Annotated in this window: 22 protein-coding genes; 14 read left to right on the top strand and 8 right to left on the bottom strand. The window is 71.5% G+C overall.

Translation table 11 applies throughout. From position 1 onward, the window contains the following. The first annotated feature begins 59 nt into the window (after positions 1-59). From B5D60_RS03810 to B5D60_RS03800, 3 genes are all read left to right on the top strand, one after another. A complete protein-coding gene (locus tag B5D60_RS03810) occupies positions 60-386 on the top strand; it encodes a PadR family transcriptional regulator (protein WP_078698918.1) in 327 nt (108 codons plus the stop codon). Next, the gene (locus B5D60_RS03805; RefSeq protein WP_153302867.1) at positions 383-1,432 is read left to right on the top strand and encodes a hypothetical protein; all 1,050 of its coding nucleotides are present in this window, start codon (positions 383-385) and stop codon (positions 1,430-1,432) included. The genes B5D60_RS03810 and B5D60_RS03805 overlap by 4 nt, the downstream gene beginning before the upstream one ends. A gap of 81 nt (positions 1,433-1,513) precedes the next feature. Continuing rightward, positions 1,514-2,365 (top strand): Bax inhibitor-1/YccA family protein, encoded by an 852-nt coding sequence (locus tag B5D60_RS03800; protein WP_078698916.1) that lies wholly within the window; start codon positions 1,514-1,516, stop codon positions 2,363-2,365. 67 nt (positions 2,366-2,432) lie between these two features. Here B5D60_RS03800 and B5D60_RS03795 read toward each other — a convergent pair whose 3' ends face one another. Next, positions 2,433-3,344 (bottom strand): SGNH/GDSL hydrolase family protein, encoded by a 912-nt coding sequence (locus B5D60_RS03795; protein ID WP_078698915.1) that lies wholly within the window; start codon positions 3,342-3,344, stop codon positions 2,433-2,435. Between the two features lie 56 nt (positions 3,345-3,400). On the opposite strand from B5D60_RS03795, the gene B5D60_RS03790 reads away from it, so the two are divergent. From B5D60_RS03790 to B5D60_RS03775, 4 genes are read left to right on the top strand one after another with little or no spacing between them, the layout of a single operon-like run. Continuing rightward, entirely contained in the window at positions 3,401-4,084 is a 684-nt protein-coding gene (locus tag B5D60_RS03790) for a tyrosine-protein phosphatase (RefSeq protein WP_078698914.1), read from the top strand. Beyond that, positions 4,081-4,995, top strand: a complete 915-nt coding sequence (locus tag B5D60_RS03785) for a pirin family protein (RefSeq protein WP_197684394.1) — start codon at positions 4,081-4,083, stop codon at positions 4,993-4,995. The genes B5D60_RS03790 and B5D60_RS03785 overlap by 4 nt, the downstream gene beginning before the upstream one ends. A 38-nt stretch (positions 4,996-5,033) precedes the next feature. After that, the gene (locus B5D60_RS03780) at positions 5,034-5,852 is read left to right on the top strand and encodes an SDR family NAD(P)-dependent oxidoreductase (RefSeq protein ID WP_078698912.1); all 819 of its coding nucleotides are present in this window, start codon (positions 5,034-5,036) and stop codon (positions 5,850-5,852) included. A gap of 5 nt (positions 5,853-5,857) precedes the next feature. Then, the gene (locus B5D60_RS03775) at positions 5,858-7,342 is read left to right on the top strand and encodes a cytochrome P450 (RefSeq protein ID WP_078701270.1); all 1,485 of its coding nucleotides are present in this window, start codon (positions 5,858-5,860) and stop codon (positions 7,340-7,342) included. A gap of 10 nt (positions 7,343-7,352) precedes the next feature. Here the strand turns inward: B5D60_RS03775 and B5D60_RS03770 are convergent, their stop codons facing one another. Continuing rightward, positions 7,353-7,775, bottom strand: a complete 423-nt coding sequence (locus B5D60_RS03770; RefSeq protein WP_078698911.1) for a VOC family protein — start codon at positions 7,773-7,775, stop codon at positions 7,353-7,355. A 174-nt stretch (positions 7,776-7,949) separates the two neighbouring features. Between B5D60_RS03770 and B5D60_RS17280 the strand changes: the two genes are divergently transcribed. Next, entirely contained in the window at positions 7,950-9,221 is a 1,272-nt protein-coding gene (locus B5D60_RS17280) for a phage tail protein (RefSeq protein WP_197684393.1), read from the top strand. Positions 9,222-9,231: 10 nt separating this feature from the next. Here B5D60_RS17280 and B5D60_RS03760 read toward each other — a convergent pair whose 3' ends face one another. Both B5D60_RS03760 and msrA read right to left on the bottom strand, forming a co-directional pair. Beyond that, positions 9,232-9,780, bottom strand: a complete 549-nt coding sequence (locus B5D60_RS03760; RefSeq protein WP_078698909.1) for a mismatch-specific DNA-glycosylase — start codon at positions 9,778-9,780, stop codon at positions 9,232-9,234. 4 nt (positions 9,781-9,784) lie between these two features. Then, complete coding sequence (msrA, locus tag B5D60_RS03755) at positions 9,785-10,420, bottom strand: peptide-methionine (S)-S-oxide reductase MsrA (RefSeq protein ID WP_078698908.1); 636 nt, start codon at positions 10,418-10,420, stop codon at positions 9,785-9,787. Between the two features lie 61 nt (positions 10,421-10,481). On the opposite strand from msrA, the gene B5D60_RS03750 reads away from it, so the two are divergent. Further along, positions 10,482-11,618, top strand: coding sequence for an AI-2E family transporter (locus B5D60_RS03750; protein WP_078698907.1), 1,137 nt, complete (start codon positions 10,482-10,484; stop codon positions 11,616-11,618). A 9-nt stretch (positions 11,619-11,627) separates the two neighbouring features. Beyond that, positions 11,628-12,818, top strand: coding sequence for a threonine ammonia-lyase (gene ilvA, locus B5D60_RS03745; protein WP_078698906.1), 1,191 nt, complete (start codon positions 11,628-11,630; stop codon positions 12,816-12,818). A gap of 72 nt (positions 12,819-12,890) precedes the next feature. On the opposite strand, the gene greA is transcribed toward ilvA, so the two are convergent. Together greA and B5D60_RS03735 are read right to left on the bottom strand one after the other, a co-directional pair. After that, on the bottom strand, positions 12,891-13,382 hold the full coding sequence (gene greA / locus B5D60_RS03740) for a transcription elongation factor GreA (protein ID WP_078698905.1): 492 nt from the start codon (positions 13,380-13,382) through the stop codon (positions 12,891-12,893). Between the two features lie 65 nt (positions 13,383-13,447). Then, on the bottom strand, positions 13,448-13,831 hold the full coding sequence (locus B5D60_RS03735; RefSeq protein WP_172806247.1) for a DUF4307 domain-containing protein: 384 nt from the start codon (positions 13,829-13,831) through the stop codon (positions 13,448-13,450). 74 nt (positions 13,832-13,905) lie between these two features. Here B5D60_RS03735 and mca point away from each other — a divergent pair, with 74 nt between their 5' ends. Beyond that, entirely contained in the window at positions 13,906-14,757 is an 852-nt protein-coding gene (gene mca, locus B5D60_RS03730) for a mycothiol conjugate amidase Mca (RefSeq protein ID WP_078701269.1), read from the top strand. 7 nt (positions 14,758-14,764) lie between these two features. Here mca and B5D60_RS03725 read toward each other — a convergent pair whose 3' ends face one another. Next, positions 14,765-16,381, bottom strand: a complete 1,617-nt coding sequence (locus tag B5D60_RS03725; protein WP_078698903.1) for a phytoene desaturase family protein — start codon at positions 16,379-16,381, stop codon at positions 14,765-14,767. A gap of 73 nt (positions 16,382-16,454) precedes the next feature. Continuing rightward, positions 16,455-16,901, bottom strand: a complete 447-nt coding sequence (locus tag B5D60_RS03720; protein ID WP_078698902.1) for an SRPBCC family protein — start codon at positions 16,899-16,901, stop codon at positions 16,455-16,457. A 115-nt stretch (positions 16,902-17,016) separates the two neighbouring features. Here B5D60_RS03720 and B5D60_RS17275 point away from each other — a divergent pair, with 115 nt between their 5' ends. From B5D60_RS17275 to B5D60_RS03710, 3 genes are read left to right on the top strand one after another with little or no spacing between them, the layout of a single operon-like run. Further along, the gene (locus B5D60_RS17275) at positions 17,017-17,139 is read left to right on the top strand and encodes a hypothetical protein (RefSeq protein ID WP_269456870.1); all 123 of its coding nucleotides are present in this window, start codon (positions 17,017-17,019) and stop codon (positions 17,137-17,139) included. A 9-nt stretch (positions 17,140-17,148) separates the two neighbouring features. Continuing rightward, positions 17,149-17,367 carry a hypothetical protein gene (locus B5D60_RS03715; protein WP_078698901.1) on the top strand — a complete coding sequence of 73 codons (219 nt, stop codon included), beginning with the start codon at positions 17,149-17,151 and terminating at the stop codon, positions 17,365-17,367. Further along, on the top strand, positions 17,364-17,807 hold the full coding sequence (locus tag B5D60_RS03710; protein ID WP_153302866.1) for an ASCH domain-containing protein: 444 nt from the start codon (positions 17,364-17,366) through the stop codon (positions 17,805-17,807). The genes B5D60_RS03715 and B5D60_RS03710 overlap by 4 nt, the downstream gene beginning before the upstream one ends. Positions 17,808-17,817 lie beyond the last annotated feature (10 nt).

Here is a 17,817-nt window from a genome sequence, read left to right as displayed (position 1 = left end):
ACGCCACGCCGGTGTCGTGTCGTGCACACTAATGCGGATTGCGTGGTACTGTCCGACGCATGGATGCGACCCAGCTGCTCAAGGGAGTGCTCGACGTGGCCGTGCTGGCCGTGGTCGAGGGCGAGGACGGCTACGGCTACGACGTGGTCCGCCGGCTGCGCGCCGCCGGACTCGAGGAGGTCGGCGACGCCTCGGTGTATGGCACGCTCCGGCGGCTGTACTCGGCCGGCGCCCTGACCTCGTACGTGGTGCCCAGCGAAGAGGGCCCGCACCGCAAGTACTACGGCATCACCGACCAGGGTCGGTCGATGCTCGCCGCGCAACGCAAGACGTGGGCCGAGTTCGCCCGCACCATGGACCGCATGCTCGAAGGGAACGCCGCATGAACGCCACCACCCTGCCCGCCGAGATCATCGCGTTCGCGGCCGCAGTCCGCACCGCTCTCGCCGACCTGCCGGCCGACGAGGTCGAGGAGCTCACCGACGGGCTCGAGGCCGACCTGGCCGAGGCCTACGCCGAGGACCTGGCGCGCGAGCTGCCCGATCCGGCGGCCTACGCCAACGAGCTGCGCGGCGCCGCCGGCCTGCCGACACCGGTCGTCGAGCGCGGCAGCCGCCTCCGCGCCGTCGTGGAGCCCTTCTCCGAGATCGTCCGCGACCTCGACCGCAACCTGCGGCGCAGCCCGGCGATGGCCGCCGTGCTCGACTTCCTGGTGACCCTGCGCCCGGCGTGGTGGATCGTGCGCGGCTGGGCCGCCTACCAGTGCGTCGGCGCCTTCTTCGGGTTCGAGGGCGACCTGCTCCCCTCCGGTGCCCACTGGCTCGTGCTCGCCGTGCTGGTCGCAGGAAGCGTGGGCGTCGGCCTGGGCCAGTGGCCCGGCTGGGTCCGGGTGCTCATCGCGATCGGCAACGCGATCGCCGTCGTGGCCACCGTGGTGGGTCTCGCCCAGGTGCCGTCGAGCGAGGACGTGAATCGCGCCTGGTCGTACGCCGACTCCGCCTACGAGAACGACAGCGCGATCGTGGGCCCCGACGGCACCGGCATCTGGCTCAACGGCACCGAGGTGACGAACATCTTCGCCTACGACGCGAAGGGCCAGGTGCTCGAGGGCGTCCAGCTGTTCGACCAGGACGGCAAGCCGCTGGCCACGTCGGTCCCCGGCGGCAACGGCTGCCTCGCCAAGGACGAGTGGGAGGAGTGCACCACCCCGGGCGCGTGGGTTCCGACGCAGCTCGAGACCGGCGCGACCGCCTGGAACGTCTATCCGATGCGGATGGCCGAGTCCAGCTTCGAGGACCCCACCACGCCGCTCTCCGGCGCCGTGCCGCAGGACCGTCCGGCGCCGTTCGTCAAGGTCCCGGCCCTCATGACGGTCGCCCCCGCGGCGCAGGAGCCCGAAGCCGAGGGGAAGTCACCCGCACGGGAACAGTGAACGTGCTGGATGGGTTGGATAGTGTAGGAACACCGACCCCGCCACCACCGGCGCGCGGGGCCAGATTCTCCGGAGGAGATCATGAGGAGCAGCAACCCCGTCTTCGCCAGAAGCGAAGAGTTCAACGGTCGCAACACGACCCAGTACGCCGACCCGTCGCAGTGGAAGATCGATCTGTCCGGCTCGGGTGACGGCTCGCAGGCAGCGGGTCTGCAGGCTCCCACGTCCCCTGGACGCATGACCCTCGACACCGTCGTGGAGAAGACCGCCATCACGCTCGGCCTCGTCGTGCTCGGTGCCGCGGTCGCGTGGTTCCTGATCGGCGACATCGACTCCGACGCCGCGCTGGCCACCGCGTGGACGTTCTCCATGGGCGGCGCCCTCATCGGCTTCGTCCTGGCGATGGTGAACTCGTTCAAGAAGGTCATCAGCCCCGCGCTGGTCATGGTCTACGCGCTCGTCGAGGGCGTCTTCGTCGGCGCCTTCTCCAAGATCGTCTCCACGTGGGTCGGCGACGCCGGGATCGTCTTCCAGGCCGTCCTCGCCACCTTTGTGGCTGCCGGTGCCACCTTGGCCGCCTACAAGTTCTTCAACATCCAGGTCACCCCGAAGTTCCGCCGCGTCGTCATGATCTCGCTCTTCGCGTTCATGGGCGTCATGGTGCTCAACCTGGTGCTGAGCCTGTTCGGCGTGTTCCCCAACGGCGGCCTGCGCAGCATGGACAACCCGATGCTGGCGATCCTCGTCGGTGGCGTGGCCATCGTGCTGGGCGTCCTGTGCCTGATCATGGACTTCGACTTCGTCGAGCGCGGTGTCGCGGCGGGCCTGCCCGAGCGCGAGTCCTGGCGCGCGGCGTTCGGCCTGACCGTCACGCTGGTCTGGCTCTACCTCGAGATCCTGCGCCTCCTCGCCATCTTGCGCGGGGACAGCTGATCCACTCCGCACGAAGGCCCGTCACCGTGAGGTGGCGGGCCTTCGTCGTGCCGGTCGGGTAGAGCGCTCAGCGGCGGCGCAGGACGGCGGCCCAGCGGCGGCCGCGCGGCGCGGGCGCCACCTCGGTGCCGCCGTGCTCGGAGGCCCATTCGGCCGCCTCGCCGAGCGGCATCTGCTCGACGGTCCCGACCTCGACCGGCTGCTCCTCGCGGGAGCGCCACTGCGCCGCGCCCGCCGCGACGAGGAAGCCGCACACGGTGGAGTAGCCGTCGGCGCTGGGATGGAAGCGGTCGTCGCCGAAGAGGGCGTCGCCCTTGACCAGCAGCAGCGGCTCCAGCACGTCGGCCAGCGACACCACGCGCGCGCCGGCCTCGACGGCCGCCACCGTCTGGCGCCGCGCGAGATGGCGGCTCCAGTAGCGGCACACGGTGCGCAGCGGGTCGGGCAGCGGCTTGATCGTGCCGAAGTCTGGCACCGACCCCACGACGACCTCGGCCCCGAGGGAGCGCAGCCGCGAGACGGCCGCGGCGAGGCGCCGGGCCGAGCGCTTCGCGGGCACCTGGTGGGTGATGTCGTTGGCGCCGATGAGGATGAACGCCAGGTCGGGCCGCTGCTCGTCGGAGGCCGTGATCTGGTGCATGAGGTCGCGCGATCGTGCGCCCACGGTGGACTCGTTGCGGATCCTCACCGGACGGTCCAGCAGGTGCGACAGTCCGGTGCCGACGAGGGCCGACGGGGTGTGCGCGAGGTCCTTCACCCCGTAGCCCACCATCGTGGAGTCGCCCAGCAGCAGGCAGTGGAGCGGCTCGCCCGCGAGCTCGTCGCCGTAGAGCCCGTTGCCCGAGGGCGGACGGTCGGCGGTGGTGCCGATCCGCTTGCGTGCCAGGAGCGCCTGGGCGACCAGGATCGCGTAGGTGCCGAGGCTGACGCCAGCCGTCCTCGCGGCGGCCTTGGCGGTGGTCCTCGCTGGGCTGGGCACGCATCCAGTGTAGGAACTCGCGCCAGAGGGTCGGACCCGGTTCCTAGGATGGGGGAGTGAACGAGACCGTCCCCAACCTTCGCGACCTCGGTGGAACCCCCGTCGAGGGCGGCGTGATCCGCCCGGGTCGCCTGCTGCGCAGCGCCCTGCCCCTGCACGACGACGTCGCCCCGCCCGAGATCGAGTGGCCGCCGTCGGTGGTGATCGACCTGCGCTCGCTCGCCGAGACCGAGCCCGAGCACCCCTTGGCCGCGCCGGGGGTCACGGTGCTCAACTTCCCGCTGCTCAGCGCGCTGCGGCCGGGGGTGGCGCCGCCGGAGTCGCTCGCCGAGCTCTACCAGCTGATGCTGCGCACCACGGCCGATCACCTGGTCGACGTGGTCGACGCGGTCGCCTCGGCCCAGGACGCCACCACGCTGGTCCACTGCGCCGCGGGCAAGGACCGCACGGGCGTCAGCATCGCGATGGTGCTGGCGCTGCTGGGGGCCAAGCGCGACGACATCGTCGAGGACTACCTCGCCACGGCCCAGCACGAGGAGGAGATCCAGGCGCGCTTCCGCCGGCTCTACGGCGAGCGCCGCGCCGAGCTGCCGGTGGCCTACATCGCCGCGCCGGTCGAGGCGATCAGCGGCGTCCTCGACACGTGGGACGAGCACCCCGGCGGGGCGATCGGCTGGTTCCATCGCTGGGGCGGCAGGCCCGAGACGATCGACCGCCTCCGCACTACTCTGATGGAATGAGTGCTGGTGCTGGTGCGATGAGTCCCGACCGGACGATCGAGCCGCGTGAGGTCCCTCTCGGCGGCCTTCGCGGACTGCTCGTCCACCGCACCCTGCCGAGCAAGGAGATCCCGCTCATCGGAGCGTGGTGCTTCCTCGACCACTTCGGGCCCACCGACCATCGGATGCAGGTGCTCCCGCATCCGCACACCGGCCTCCAGACGGTCACCTGGCCACTCGTGGGGCGGATCCGCCACCGCGACAGCCTCGGCAGCGACCTCGTGCTCGAGCCGGGCGAGCTCAACCTGATGACCTCGGGCGACGGGGTGTCGCACTCGGAGTTCAGCGAGGGCGAGCCCGGCCCGATGCACGGCCTCCAGCTGTGGGTGGCGCTGCCCGACCACCGGCGCGGTGGGCCGGCCGCGTTCGAGCACCATCCCGACCTGCCCGAGGTCGAAGGGCCGGGCTGGAGCGGCGTCGTCCTCGCGGGCTCGTTCGCCGGCGCCACGTCGAAGGCCACGGTCCACACGCCACTGGTCGGTGTCGAGCTGCGGCTGGAGCCCGGGCGCCACGAGTTCGACCTCGATCCGGCGTTCGAGCACGGCGTGCTGGCCGTCGACGACGCCGTCACGGTGGCGGGCCGGTCCGTGCCGCACCGGTCCTTGCAGTACCTGGCGCCCGGCCGCGCGCGGCTGGCGCTCGAGGTCGAGCGGCCCACGATCGTGCTCCTGATCGGCGGTGAGCCGTTCGAGGAGGAGATCGTCATGTGGTGGAACTTCATCGGCCGCAGCCACGAGGAGATCACCGCGGCGCGCGAGGACTGGGAGGCCCACGAGCCTCGCTACGGGCACGTCGACGGGCACGACGGTCAGGTCATCCCGGCGCCTCCGATGCCCCACGTGAGACTGCGTCCGCGCGTTCGTCGCGCTTGAGACCGATTTTCGGATACTCTCGGTATCCGGAGGTGGGTATGACGTACTTCACAGGCAAGGTCGCGGTCGTCACCGGCGCGGGATCGGGCATCGGCAGGGCCCTCGCGATGGGGCTGGCCAAGCGCGGCGCCCGGGTGGCGATCAGCGACGTGGACGCCACGGGTCTGGCCGAGACGGCCCATGCCCTCGATGCCCTCGGGGCCACCGTCCGGGCCGATCACCTCGACGTGTCCGAGCGCGAGCGCGTGCTGGCCTACGCCGACGAGATCGCCGGGCACTTCGGCGTCGTCCACCAGGTCTACAACAACGCCGGCATCGCCTTCACCGGCGACATCGAGGCGATGGACTTCAAGCACCTCGAGCAGGTGATGGACGTCGACTACTGGGGCGTGGTCAACGGCTCCAAGGCCTTCCTGCCCCACCTGATCGCGTCCGGCGACGGGCACGTCGTCAACATCTCGAGCGTCTTCGGGATCATCTCGGTGCCTACGCAAGGGGCGTACAACGCGGCCAAGTTCGCCGTGCGCGGCTTCACCGAGGCGCTGCGCATGGAGATGGTGGCGCGCGGACGCCCGGTGAAGGTGACGTGCGTGCACCCGGGCGGCATCAAGACCAACGTGGCCCGCAACGCCGGCCAGGTGGACGGGCTCGACCACGACTCGCTGGCCTCGTCCTTCGACCGGGTCGCGCGCACCACGCCCGACCAGGCCGCCGACGCGATCCTGCGCGGCGTGGAGAAGGGCAAGGCGCGCGTCCTCATCGGCGCCGACGCCCGCGTGATCGACCTGCTGGCCCGGGTGACCGGCCCGCACTACCAGCGCCTCGTGGCGCGCTTCGCCGGGAAGGCCGGACTGTGAGCCTGATGACCGTCAAGAACAGCTGGGGTGGCCAGCGGTTCCCGCACCCGCCCGGCCGTCGACCGATCGCGTACGACGCGCTCACGATGCGCACCGGCACGCCGCTGGCCAACGTCATGCGCGTCGGCAAGGACCTCGGGCCGCTGTTCGAGGTGCGTGTGTTCGGGCAGAAGTTCGTGTTCGTCACCGGCGCCGAGCTGGCCGCCGAGATGTGCGACGAGACCCGGTTCCACAAGAACCTGCCGCCGGCGCTGGTGGCGCTGCGCGAGTTCGTGGGCGACGCGCTGTTCACCGCGTTCGACCACGAGCCGAACTGGCAGACGGCTCACGGCGTGCTGATGCCGGCGTTCTCGAAGGCCGCGATGCGCGGCTACCACGGCACGATGCTCGAGACCGCGGCCGAGATGTTCGCCGTGTGGGACGACCTCGAGGGGCCGATCGACGTCACGGCCGACATGACGAAGCTGACGATGGAGACGATCAGCCGGTGCGCGTTCAGCCGCGACTTCGGCTCCTTCACCTCGCGGGAGCGGCACCCGTTCGTCGACGCCATGATCGCGGCGCTGATGACCGGGATGCAGAAGTCGTCGCTCGACTCGATCCCCGGCGGGAAGCGGATCGCCCGGCGCATCGACGAGCAGAACGCCGAGCACCGCGCGTACGTCGACGAGCTGGTCGACGCGATGGTGCGCGAGCGGCGCGCCTCGGGGGAGCGGCGCGACGACCTGCTCGACCGCATGCTCTACGAGGCCCATCCCGAGACGGGCGTCCGGCTCGACGACCAGAACATCCGCGAGCAGATCCTCACCTTCCTGGTCGCGGGTCACGAGACGACCTCGGGCGCGCTGAGCTTCGTGCTGTACTACCTGTCGCGCGACCCGGAGCTCCTCGCGAAGGCCCAGGCCGAGACGGATGCCCTGCTGGGCGACGACCCCGAGGTGGAGCCCACGTTCGAGCAGGTGCCGCGGTTCCGCTACCTGCGCCGCTGCCTCGATGAAGGGCTGCGCCTGTGGCCGACGGCCCCGGCGTTCGCGCGCTCGCCCCGCGAGACCACGACCATCGCCGCGGGGACCGACCACGAGGCCGTCATGACGCCCGACGACTGGGCGATCGTGGTGCTGCCGATGATGCAGCGCGACCCGGCGGCCTGGGGGCCGACGGCGGAGGAGTTCGACCCCGACCGCTTCCTGCCGGAGAACTCCAAGGGCCGGATGAAGAACGTCTACAAGCCGTTCGGCACCGGCGACCGCGCCTGCATCGGGCGCCAGTTCGCCCTCCACGAGGCGATCCTCGTCCTGGCTCGGCTGCTGCACCGGTACGACATCACCGGCGACCCGGACTACGAGCTGCGGATCGACGAGCGCCTCACGATCGTGCCGAAGGGCTTCGAGGTGACGCTGACGCGGCGCACGCCGGGGGCACGGCCCGAGATCGAGCCGGCCGACGCGGGCCCCGCAGAGGTCGTGTCGGGCTGCCCGGTGGCCCACTAGGGCCCATCGCTCAGCGCAGCGTCGTGCGCCCGTCCTCGTGCACGGTCCAGAACGGGTTGTGCGCGATCTCCCACAGGTGGCCGTCGGGGTCGGCGACGTAGCCCGAGTAGCCGCCCCACTCGGCCTCCCGGGCGGGCTTGAGCACGCGCGCTCCGGCGGTGCGCGCCTGCTCGATGACGGCATCGACCTCGTCGGGTGAGCCCACGTTCTGGGCGAGGGTGATGCCACTGAAGGCGGCGCCCGTGTCCTCGACGGCCGCGTCGGCCGCCAGCCCCTCTCGGGTCCACAGCGCGAGGACCAGCCCGGGCAGCTGGTAGAACACGATGTCGTCCTCGTCGTTGTCCTTCGTGAACCCGAGCCCCTCCTCGTAGAAGGCGCGGGCGCGCCCGAGGTCGGCGACGCCGAGGGTGATGAGGCTGAGTCGTTGGTCCATGTCGCTCACGCTAGCCGCCGCCTCGGACACCTCGCGGCCGCTCCGCCGACGAGATCACACGAGCAACTTCTGCAACAGGGGCACCCTGTCGTCACATCGTCGGTAACCTCCGACCCGGGTACGCCGAACCGATCGGCCATGCTGCTGTGCCCGAAGAGCGAGTGGAGGGCGAGGATGAGCTCCTTGCGGACGGTGTTGGCGTGCGGTGCGGTGTCGGCGGTGATCGGAGCCGGATCGGCCCTGGTCGTCACCACGACCTCGAGCGACGACGCGGTACGGGTCAGCTCGCCGATGTACGGCTGCATGGACGTCGCTGAGGGATCGCTCTACCTGTCGGACGCGTCGGACTCGTGCGCGGACGACCTGGTCCCCGTCACGTGGCAGGGCTCGGAGGAGGCCGCCGACGGTTCCGACGGCCAGGACGGCTCCGACGGTGAGGACGGCTCCGACGGCCTCGATGGCGCCGATGGTGCTGCGGGCGACGACGGCGGCTCCGGTGCGAAGGGTGCCGATGGCCAGGACGGCGCCGCGGGCGACGAGGGCGCGAAGGGTGACGATGGCGCCACCGGCGCGAAGGGCGACAAGGGTGACCCCGGCGCTGCGGGTGCGGCCGGCGCCAAGGGTGACGACGGCGCGACCGGCGCGGCAGGTGCTAAGGGAGACAAGGGTGACAAGGGCGACGACGGTGCTGCGGGTGCGGCCGGCGCCAAGGGTGACGACGGCGCGACGGGTGCCAAGGGCGACAAGGGCGGCGACGGTGCCGCGGGTGCGACCGGCGCGAAGGGCGACCAGGGCGACGACGGAGTCGTCCCGTGGAGTGCCGTGTCCACGTGGAGTGCCTCGACCGCCTACAGCGCAGGCCCGCCGGCCTCGGTGGTGACCCGCGGGGGCAGCACCTACGTGGCCGCCCGGTCCTCGATCGCGGCCGACCCGGCCACCTCGCCCGCGGATTGGATCCTCGTCGCGGCAGCCGGCGCCAAGGGCGACAAGGGCGACCAGGGTGAGAAGGGTGTCGATGGCGCGGCGGGCGCGACCGGCGCCGCAGGCGCCGAGGGAGCGACCGGGCCCGCCGGCCCGGTCGGCCCTGCGGGCGATAGCGGTCCTGCCGGACCGACCGGTCCGATGGGACCCGCCGGACCGCAGGGCCCCGCCGGCAATTCCCTGCTCTCCGGGCAGTTCAACCAGTGGCAGGGCTCCGGTCGCGCGTTCCGCAATGACTACGACTGCACGATGGGCAGCATCGTCCTCGGCGTCGGTTCGCGCGGCATCCCGGCCGACGGTCGGCTGCTGGCGATCGCGCAGAACTCGGCGCTGTTCTCCCTCATGGGCACCACGTTCGGCGGGGACGGCGTCAACACATTCGCGGTTCCGGATCTGCGCGCCGTGACCCCCAACGGACTGCGCTACAGCGTCTGCTCGATCGGCATCTATCCGTCTTCGGAGTGACGGACGCGCCTCACACGAGCAGCTGCGCGGCCTGCGCCGCCTCACGGTAGGCGCGGGCCAGTGACTCCACGGTCTCGTGGGCGTTCAGGCCGCTCGGGTTCGGCACGACCCAGACCTGCGCGCCCGCGAGGTCCTCAGGCTGGCGTCCGGGGCGCGCGCCGCGCACGCCGAACGCGGTGCGGTACGACGTGATCCCCGCGATCGCGACCACGCGAGGCCGTCGCGACAGCACGAGCTCGGTCAGGTGAGCGCGGCCCTCGACCAGCTCCGCCGGGTCGAGCTCGTCGGCGCGCGCCGACGCCCGTGCCACCAGGTTGGTGATGCCGACGCCCCGGGCGCGCAGCTGGTCGGCTGCGGCCGCGGGATCGTCGGTGTCCACCAGCCCGGCGCGCACGAGCGCCGGGTAGAAGCGGTTGCCGCGACGGGCGAAGTGAAGGCCTGTCGCGGCACTCACCAGCCCCGGGTTGATGCCGACGAACAGCAGTCGCAGGTCGTCGGGCATCAGGTCCGGGATCGTGCTCCCGGCGAACGACTCCAGCTCGGCGCGGCTCCAGCCCACGCGATCAGGCGTAGCTGACGCCGGTGGCGTGCAGCGGGCAGTAGCCGTACGGGTTCTTCACCAGGTACTGCTGGTGCGGCTCCTCGGCGTAGTAGTACGCGTCGAGGGGTCGGATCTGTGTGGTGATCTGTCCGTAGCCATGGGCCGTCATCTGCTGCTGGTAGGCGTCGCGGGACGCCTCGGCCTCGGTCTGCTGCTCGGCGCTCGTGGTGAGCACGATCGAGCGGTACTGCGAGCCGCGGTCGTTGCCCTGGCGCATGCCCTGCGTCGGGTCGTGGTTCTCCCAGAACACCTTCAGCAGGTCGGCGTAGCTGGTGACCGAGGGGTCGAAGATGACCTTCACGACCTCGGAGTGACCCGTGCGACCGGTGCACACCTCCTCGTACGTGGGGTTCGGCGTGTGGCCGCCGGCGTAGCCCACCGAGGTGGACCAGACGCCGGGCTGCTCCCAGAACGTCTTCTCCTCGCCCCAGAAGCAGCCGAGGCCGAAGACGGCGACGCCGAAGCCCTCGGGTCCGTCGGTCTCGATGGGGTTGCCCGTGACGAGGTGGCGGTCGCCGACCTCGAAGGGGCGGGTGTCGCGGCCGGGCAGGGCCGCGTCGGCCGTGGGCAGCGTGGACTTGTCGAATCCGAATCTCATGGAACCTCCTGTGTCGTCGTCAACACCATGCAGCTTCCGCGTGTTCCCGTAGCCTCGAATCGTGAGTGACGAGACGCCACGCGGTTCCGGGCGATACGAGGTTCCCATCGGCGTCGAGATCGCCGCGGCGTGGGCGTGGCGGATCGTCGTGATCGGCTTGGCGCTCTACGTCCTGGCCATGGGACTCGGGCACTTCTCCGAGGTCACGATTCCCATCGCCGTGGCGATCCTGCTCGCGGCACTGACGGTCGGAGGCGTCGACTGGCTGGTGCGTCACGGGGTGCCACGCCTGCTCGCCTCCCTGGGGGTCGTGCTCGCGCTCGTGCTGGCGCTGGTGGGCATGCTCGGACTCGTCGGGCAGCAGCTCTCCACGCAGTTCGACGACCTGCGCGACAGCGTCGTCGAGGGCATCTCCCAGCTCCAGGACTGGGCGCGCACCGGTCCGCTGAACCTGTCCGACCGCCAGCTCGCCGACTGGATCGACCGGATCCAGAGCGCGATCTCGGAGAGCGACTCGTCGGTGGTCACCCAGGCCACCGAGGTCGGCACCCAGATCGGCCACTTCGTCACCGGGTTCTTCATCGCCCTGTTCGCGCTGTTCTTCTTCCTCTACGAGGGTGCCCGCATCTGGTCGTGGGTCGTCACGCTGTTCCCGCGTGGTTCGCGGCCCCGGGTGAGGTCGTCGGGCCGGGCGGCCTGGGGCTCGCTGACCGCGTTCGTGCGGGCCACCGTGCTCGTGGCGCTCGTCGACGCGATCGGCATCGCCGGCGTCGCGCTGATCCTGCAGGTGCCGCTGGCTGCTGCCATCGGCGTCCTGGTGTTCCTCGGCGCCTTCGTCCCCATCGTCGGTGCGCTCCTGTCGGGGATGGTCGCCGTCCTCGTCGCGCTCGTCGCCCAGGGCCCGGTCACGGCCCTGTTCATGCTGGCCGGGGTGATCGCGGTGCAGCAGCTGGAGTCCCATGTGCTCCAGCCGTTCCTGATGGGCGCGATCGTGGCGCTGCACCCGCTGGCGATCCTGCTGGCGATCGCCACCGGCCTCGTCGTCGCGGGAATCGTCGGTGCCCTGCTCTCGGTCCCGTTCGCGGCGTGCCTCAACAGCGTGGTGAGACACCTCGCCTCGGGGGAGCCACCCGACACCGACGGCATGCTGGGGGAGGAGTCCCGAGACCTCGGCGACCCGCCTCCGGCCACGGCCTAGGGTGGATCCGTGGACCTCGACGATGCGCGCGCGGCGCGCGAGCTGCTGGACGGGGTCAGTGAGGTCACTCCGCTGACCCACTCGCGCTGGCTGCACTCGCTCACCGGCCGCGACGTCCGGCTCAAGTGCGAGAACCTGCAGCGCGCGGGATCCTTCAAGATCCGTGGCGCCTACACCCGGATCGCCCGCCTCTCGGAGGAGGAGCGCTCGCGCGGCGTCGTGGCGGCCAGCGCCGGCAACCACGCCCAGGGCGTCGCGCTCGGCGCCGCCCAGCTCGGCGCGCACGCCACGATCTTCATGCCTCACGGGGCCGCGCTGCCCAAGGTGGCGGCCACCCGCGGCTACGGCGCCGACCTCCGCTTCCACGGCACCGGCGTCACCGAGTCGCTCGTCGCGGCCGAGGAGTTCGCGGCGGAGACCGGCGCCACGCTGATCCACCCGTTCGACCACCGCGACATCGTCGCCGGCCAGGCCACCGTGGGCCTCGAGATCATCGAGCAACTGCCCGAGGTCGCCACGATCCTGGTGCCGCTCGGCGGTGGCGGCCTGGCCGCCGGCATCGGGCTGGTCAAGACCGAGCGTCCCGACATCCGGGTGATCGGCGTGCAGGCGGAGGCCGCCGCGGCCTATCCCGACTCGCTCGCCGAGGGCATGCCGGTCCAGGCCGAGCTCGGCGCCACGATGGCCGACGGCATCGCGGTCGCCCGCCCCGGCGAGGTGCCCTTCGGGCTGATCCGTGAACACCTCGACGACGTCGTCACCGTCTCGGAGGAGTCGATGAGCCAGGCGCTCATCGGCCTGCTCGAGCGGGCGAAGCTGCTCGTGGAGCCGGCGGGCGCCGTGGGCGTGGCCGCCCTGCTGGAGCACCCCGACCGGTTCGAGGGACCGATCGTGCCGGTGCTCTCGGGCGGCAACCTCGACGCGCTCCTGCTGATGGAGGTCATCCGCCACGGCCTGGCGTCCGGCGGGCGCTTCCTCATGTTCCGCGTGCGGATCTCCGACCGACCCGGCGAGCTCATGCGCCTGCTGACCGCGCTGGCCGAGATGGACGTGAACATCCTCAACGTGCACCACGACCGCGGGTCCGAGGCCCTCGGCGTGCGCGAGGTGGAGGTGGCCCTGCAGGTCGCCACCCGTGGCCTCGACCACCGCGCCGAGGTCTGGCAGCGGCTCGAGGAGCTCGGGTACGACCCGATCTGAGCGCCCGCACACGACAACGCCCGCCACTCGAGGAGTGGCGGGCGTTCGTGCACCGCAGGGGCGGCGCGGGGATCAGAAGGGCTTGGCCTCGACGATCTCGACGGTGATCTTCTTGCCGTTGGGCGCCTCGTAGGTGGCGGTGTCGCCGGCGGACTTGCCCATGATGGCCTCGCCCAGGGGCGAGGTGGGGGAGTACACGTCGAGGTCGACGGAGGAGTCCATGCTCAGCAGCTCGCGCGAGCCGAGCAGGAACGTCTCGGTGTCGGTGTCGCCCTCGAAGCGGATCGTGACCTTCATGCCGGCCTCGACGAGACCGTCGTCGGCCGGGACCTCGCCGACCTCGGCCCGGCGGAGCCGGTCCTCGAGCTGGCGGATCTGCGCGTCGGTCTTGCCCTGCTCCTCGCGAGCGGCGTGGTAGCCGCCGTTCTCCTTCAGGTCACCCTCTTCGCGCGCGTTGGCGATCTTCTGGGTGATGTCGGGCAGGACCTCGTTCTTGAGGCGGTTGAGCTCGGCGACGAGTCGGTCGTAGGCCTCCTGCGTGACCCAGATGGTCTCAGTCGACATGGCTGTTCTCCTCACTACGTACGACACCCCGGGACCTCCCGGGGTGAAACCTCGAGTCTACAGCATCAACGTGCTTCGCAGGAGTCCAAGACGGCGGTCACGGCCCGCCGTTCCGTGCGGATCTCCGCGACCACGCGGACCTGGGCGGCGTCCGAGGCGGGCACCTCGATCGTCTTCTCGCCGACCACGACCTTGTCCTGACTCTGCGCGAAGACGCGGCACGACAGGGCCACCGGCTCGTCGCGGAAGATCTCCAGGTCGACCTTGGTGGTGCGGGCGTCGACGACCTCGTAGGAGTGGACGCGCGCCTGGTGGACGGGGACGTCGGTCCAGGACGCCCACGCGGCCCACGCCACGCCGAGGGTGATGCCGACGGCGGCGACGACGGGCCACAGCCAGCGCGGAGTCGTGCGGCGGTGGCGTCCGTAGCGTGCGTCGAGGTCGGTCACGACATCCATTGTCTCAGGGGCGTGGAACACTAAGGGACGTGGTCGAGAACGCCGAAGCCGGCACCCTGCGTCTGATGCACGTGCACGCCCATCCCGACGACGAGTCGAGCAAGGGCGCCGCGTCCACCGCCAAGTACGTCGCCGAAGGGGTCGACGTCCACGTCGTCACCTGCACCGGTGGCGAGCGAGGATCGATCCTCAACCCGGCGTTCGAGCATCCGGGGATCCTCGAGAACCCCGAGCTCATCGCCGAGATCCGCCGCGAGGAGATGGACAAGGCCCGCGAGATCCTGGGTGTCACCCAGGACTGGCTCGGCTTCGTCGACTCCGGATGGCCCGAGGGCAACCCCAAGCCGCCGCTGGAGGAGGGCTGCTTCGCGCTGGTGCCGATCGAGGAGGCCGCCGCCCCGCTCGTGCGGCTCATCCGCTCGTTCCGTCCCCACGTGCTCACCACGTACGACGAGAACGGCGGCTACCCGCACCCCGACCACATCAAGTGCCACGAGGTCAGCGTGTACGCGTTCGAGGCGGCCGCCGACCCCGAGCGCTACCCCGAGCTGGGCGAGCCCTGGCAGGTCAAGAAGCTCTACTACCACCACGGCTGGTCGCGGGCGCGGATCGAGGCGATCAACTCCGCGATGGAGCGTCACGGCCTCGAGTCGCCCTACAAGGACTGGCTGGACGAGCGCGAGCTCGACCCCGAGCGCGAGAAGCGGATGACCACGCGCGTCCCCTGCTCCGAGTACTTCGACGTGCGCGACCGCGCGCTCATCGCGCACGCCACCCAGATCGACCCGAACGGGTTCTGGTTCGCGGTCCCGCGCGAGGTGCAGGCCGAGGCGTGGCCCACCGAGGACTACGAGCTGGTCACGTCGTTCGTCGACTCGCACGTCCCCGAGGACGACCTCTTCGCCGGACTGCGCTGAGTCCCGCTCAGCGGCCCAGCGCCCGGCGCGCGAGACCGCGCACCGGAGCGAGCGCCGTGCCGATGCGTCCGTGGGCCAGCGCGGCGCGCGCCGCGTTCATCCCCGGGGCGCCGTGCACCCCGCCGCCGGGGTGGGCCGACGCCGAGCCGAGGTAGAGCCCGCCGATCGGCGTCTCGGCCCGCCCCAGGCCAGGGGTGGGCCGGAAGAACAGCTGCTGGTGCAGCTGCGCCGTGCCGCCGTTGATCGCCCCGCCGACGAGGTTCGCGTCGCGAGCCTCGAGCTCGCGCGGACCCAGCACACGGCGCGTCATGATGCGCGACCCGAAGCCGGGCGCCAGCGCCTCGATCCGGGCCTGCATGCGGTCGGCGAACCGCTCGACGTCGTCGTGGTCCCACGTGCCGCGGATCGACCCGTCGCCCGCGTCGGCCACGGTCCTCTGCGGCACGTGCGTGTACGCCCAGACCGACTCGGTGCCCGCCGGTGAGCGGGTGGGGTCGGTCGTGGTCATCTGCCCGGCCAGCAGGAACGGGTGAGCGGGCACACGGCCGGCGTGCACCTGCTGGAGTGCCTGGGTCATCTCGAATCGCGAGTCGGCGACGTGGAAGGTGCCCGGGGCGTACTGCGGTGGCGCGGCCCACGGGATCGGCCCGTCGAGAGCCCAGTCCACCTTGACCGTGCCGGGATCGAGCTGGAAGTCCTCGAGCCGCCGGTGCACGCGAGCGGGCACGTCGGAGGGGTCGAGCAGGTCGCCGTAGAGCTGCGTGGCGATGACGTCGGCGATCACGGCGCGGGTGGCGGTGTGGTTCTCCCCGTCGGCCGTGCGCACCCCGGTGGCCCGGCCGCCGGCGACGTCTATGTGGGCCACGCGGGTCGACGTCTCGATGCGTCCGCCGAGCGACTCGAACCGGCGCGCCATCGCCTGCGTCAGCATCCCGGCACCACCCTCGGGGACGGGGAATCCCACGGTCTGGCCCAGCATCGTCATCATCAGGCCCATCAGCCCGGAGCCGGGGGCGTCCAGCGGGATGTCGGCGTGTCCGGCGTTGCCCGCCAGCAGGAGCGCGGGCGAGGGGCCGCGGAAACGAGTGTCGGCCAGGCCGATCACGGGGCTGAGGAGCGTCTTGACGAAGTCGAGGCCGCCGACCCGGGGCAGCTTCGCGAGGGCGCCGAGGCCGCCGCGCACGGGTGGGAACGGGGTCAGCAGCGATGTGATGAGCGCGTCGCCGATCGTGTCCCAGGTGGCGCACAGCTCGAGCCACGCGTCGCCGTCGCCGGGCTGCTGCTGCTCCATGAGAGCCGCAGTGATCGAGCGGTCGCGGTGCAGCATCGCCCACTGGCCGTCGGGGGAGGGGTGACCCAGAACCGCGGGGGCGTGACGCCAGACCAGCCCGTGCTCCTCGAGGTGGAATCCCTGGATCGTCCGTGACGCCGCTGCCAGCGGGTAGAAGGTGCTGAACGTGTCGTGGACGAAGCCCGGGTGGACGTCGTCGGCGCTGCGCACCGCTCCGCCGACCGTGTCCTGCTCCTCCAGCACGAGCACCGACCAGCCGGCGTCGATGAGGTGGTTCGCGGCGACCAGGCCGTTCGGCCCGGCGCCGATGACGATCGCGTCGTACGTGCTCATCGGTGGTCCACCTCTCGCAGCAACGACTCGAGCCTATCCGCCGCACGCGCGGCGGCGAGCACGACGGGAGGCGTCATGAAGTCGGCAGCTCGCGCCGCTCGGCGATGAAGGCGAGACGCCGCAGCGACTCGGAGTTGCGCCAGCGCAGCGACAGGCCGCGCACCGGCTGCGGGATCAGCGTGGCGGGTCCGCTGACCGGCTCCTCCTCGATCGTCACCAGCGTGCCGGCGCCCTGGGGCGAGAGGGTGATGACCACCTCGGCCGCTCCGGCGGGCCATCCGCGGGCGTGCAGCTTGATCCGGCGACCGGGGTCGGCCTCGAGCACGCTGGTGCTGTCGTCGATGAGGGCCGGCCACACGCCCACCGAGTGGTGCAGCTCGGCTCCGACCTGGGGCCACTGGCTGTCGACGTCGCGCATGCGTGAGGCGCCCACGACCCACAGCGGGTACAGCCAGCCGTCCGAGAGGACCTCCCAGACGCGCTCGGGGGTGGTCTCGACGAGTCGGGTGTTGGTGCTCATGCCTCGCAGGTACCCACCGGCGCGCGCCGCACACGCCGCCGCGGTGGCCGCCCGGTTGCCGGAATCGCCTACGCTGCGTGATGACAACAGTTTTCGACAGTGAGGATGCGAGCCCATGTGCTCTCCGGTCCCGTGCAGGCAGTGCGGCAAGACGACGTGGCGAGGATGCGGCGAGCACGTCGACCAGGTCCGTGCGGCGATCCCGGCCGACCAGTGGTGCGGTCACGAGCAGGACTAGGCTGATCCGGTGACCATGCTGGATCTCGCGGTGCTCGCCGCTCAGGAGATCGACCCCAAGGGCAACCAGTCGATCGGCTGGCTGGCCGGCCTCTACACGCTCGGGCTGTTCATCGTGATCGGCCTGCTGCTGTGGTCGTTCACCAAGATGGCCAGGAAGGCCCGCGAGCCGTGGGAGGGCGAGGACACCGACGCCCGCCGGCCCGAGGACGATCCGCCGGCGCCGTGACCGACCTGCCCCGCCTCTGGCACGAGTTCGTCGAGGCGCACCCCGAGTTCGCCGGCGAGCGCCCGGAGGTCGAGCCGTTCGGCGACACCCCCGAGATGGCCGACCGCCTCGGGCAACTGGTCCTGGCCGGGACGAAGCGCGCGACCGCCGGACCCGTCGAGGAGGGCGTGCCCCCGGACGGCGCGCACTGGGTGCTGCTCGACGGTCGTGGCGAGGCTGTGGCCGTCATCCGCACCACCGAGATCCGCATCGGCCGGCTCGACTCGGTGGACGACGCGTTCGCCTGGGACGAGGGCGAGGGCGACCGCACCCGCGACTGGTGGCTCGACGCCCACCGCGGCTACTTCCGTCGCCGCCTGCCCCACGTGACCGACTTCGACGCGCTGCCGACCGTGTTCGAGCGGTTCACCGTCGTCTGGCCGCCCGCCCTGGCCGACTGATCGGGGGCTT

This window comes from Aeromicrobium choanae, from assembly GCF_900167475.1.
GTDB lineage: Bacteria > Actinomycetota > Actinomycetes > Propionibacteriales > Nocardioidaceae > Aeromicrobium > Aeromicrobium choanae.
The sequence above is the reverse complement of the archived record's forward strand: the minus strand, read 5'-3'. Positions and strand labels throughout refer to the sequence as shown.

Bases quoted from the DNA above. Each gene is read 5' to 3' on its own strand.
- B5D60_RS17280 (WP_197684393.1), top strand. From the start codon at position 7,950: ATGAGCTCCTTGCGGACGGTGTTGGCGTGCGGTGCGGTGTCGGCGGTG.
- mca (WP_078701269.1), top strand. From the start codon at position 13,906: ATGCACGTGCACGCCCATCCCGACGACGAGTCGAGCAAGGGCGCCGCG.
- msrA (WP_078698908.1), bottom strand. From the start codon at position 10,420: ATGAGATTCGGATTCGACAAGTCCACGCTGCCCACGGCCGACGCGGCC.
- B5D60_RS03780 (WP_078698912.1), top strand. From the start codon at position 5,034: ATGACGTACTTCACAGGCAAGGTCGCGGTCGTCACCGGCGCGGGATCG.
- B5D60_RS03805 (WP_153302867.1), top strand. From the start codon at position 383: ATGAACGCCACCACCCTGCCCGCCGAGATCATCGCGTTCGCGGCCGCA.
- greA (WP_078698905.1), bottom strand. From the start codon at position 13,382: ATGTCGACTGAGACCATCTGGGTCACGCAGGAGGCCTACGACCGACTC.
- B5D60_RS03810 (WP_078698918.1), top strand. From the start codon at position 60: ATGGATGCGACCCAGCTGCTCAAGGGAGTGCTCGACGTGGCCGTGCTG.
- B5D60_RS03785 (WP_197684394.1), top strand. From the start codon at position 4,081: ATGAGTGCTGGTGCTGGTGCGATGAGTCCCGACCGGACGATCGAGCCG.
- B5D60_RS17275 (WP_269456870.1), top strand. From the start codon at position 17,017: ATGTGCTCTCCGGTCCCGTGCAGGCAGTGCGGCAAGACGACGTGGCGA.
- B5D60_RS03725 (WP_078698903.1), bottom strand. From the start codon at position 16,381: ATGAGCACGTACGACGCGATCGTCATCGGCGCCGGGCCGAACGGCCTG.
- B5D60_RS03800 (WP_078698916.1), top strand. From the start codon at position 1,514: ATGAGGAGCAGCAACCCCGTCTTCGCCAGAAGCGAAGAGTTCAACGGT.
- B5D60_RS03770 (WP_078698911.1), bottom strand. From the start codon at position 7,775: ATGGACCAACGACTCAGCCTCATCACCCTCGGCGTCGCCGACCTCGGG.
- B5D60_RS03775 (WP_078701270.1), top strand. From the start codon at position 5,858: ATGACCGTCAAGAACAGCTGGGGTGGCCAGCGGTTCCCGCACCCGCCC.
- B5D60_RS03720 (WP_078698902.1), bottom strand. From the start codon at position 16,901: ATGAGCACCAACACCCGACTCGTCGAGACCACCCCCGAGCGCGTCTGG.